At 75.5% G+C, this 889-nt stretch carries 1 protein-coding gene; it reads right to left on the bottom strand.

The window, feature by feature from the left end; translation table 11 throughout:
* Positions 1–60: 60 nt before the first annotated feature.
* The gene (locus B7L92_RS25965; RefSeq protein WP_081239818.1) at positions 61–870 is read right to left on the bottom strand and encodes a thioesterase family protein; all 810 of its coding nucleotides are present in this window, start codon (positions 868–870) and stop codon (positions 61–63) included.
* Positions 871–889: the final 19 nt, after the last annotated feature.

The raw sequence follows: 889 nt of genomic DNA, 5'->3' as shown, positions 1-889 counted from the left end.
CCGTCGGCGCGCGGCCGGCGGGAGCACCGGCCGCGCGCCGACGGTCCGATCAGGACCGGTTCACCGCCGTCCCGGCTGCGGGCGGACCGTGAGGATCTGCTGGGCGGTTCCCACCGGGCCGTCGAGGTCGTGCAGGACGGTACTGGTGAGGCCCTGGCCGGTGGGGCCGAAGGCGACGGTGGTGTCCAGGCCCGTCCAGTCGCCCTCGGGCCGGCGGTGCAGGTGGACGGTGAGGTCGACGTTGGGGAACATCCACTCGGTGGGCGGCCGGCGCACCGCGATGCCGTTGGCCGTGTCCACGAGGGCCAGGTAGGACGCGAGCGGGCTGCTGACCTCACCGGCGACCAGCCCGAGGCGGGTGGAGATCCACGCGGTCGTCCGGCCGGGCCGGGGCGGCGCGACCGGGCGGACGTCCAGCGAGGCGATGTAGCCGCCGGGCCACTGCTCGGACATCGCCCACGGAGCGAGGGTCCGGGGGTGGGGCAGCCGCTCCCCGGCACCGCCGGCGACGGCGGCCGTGTCGAGGGGGGCGAGCAGCCAGGCGCGGGCCCGGACCACCGGGCGGCCGGCCGTCCGCACGACGGCCTCCAGCAGTTCGATGGTGCGGCCGGGGCGGACGGTCTCCACCAGGATCTCGCACTCGTCGAGCGCGAGCCGCCCCAGGATGTCGTAGCTGATCCGGGAGATGACCAGGCCCTGGTCGGCGCGTCCGGCCAGATGGCGGTCGAGGGCGTGCACGACGAGTCCGCCGAGCGGGCTGAAGTGCTGCTCGTCCTGGTCCCAGGCGCCGCTCGCGTGGGCCGTCGGCTTGAAACGGTGCTCGTCGATGCGCTCGTAGTAGCTGCCGGTGGCCGGGGTGCGGGGGTTCAACGGACGTCTCTCCTCGGGC

It is taken from the genome of Streptomyces viridosporus (assembly GCF_002078235.1).
GTDB lineage: Bacteria > Actinomycetota > Actinomycetes > Streptomycetales > Streptomycetaceae > Streptomyces > Streptomyces viridosporus.
The sequence above is the reverse complement of the archived record's forward strand: the minus strand, read 5'-3'. Positions and strand labels throughout refer to the sequence as shown.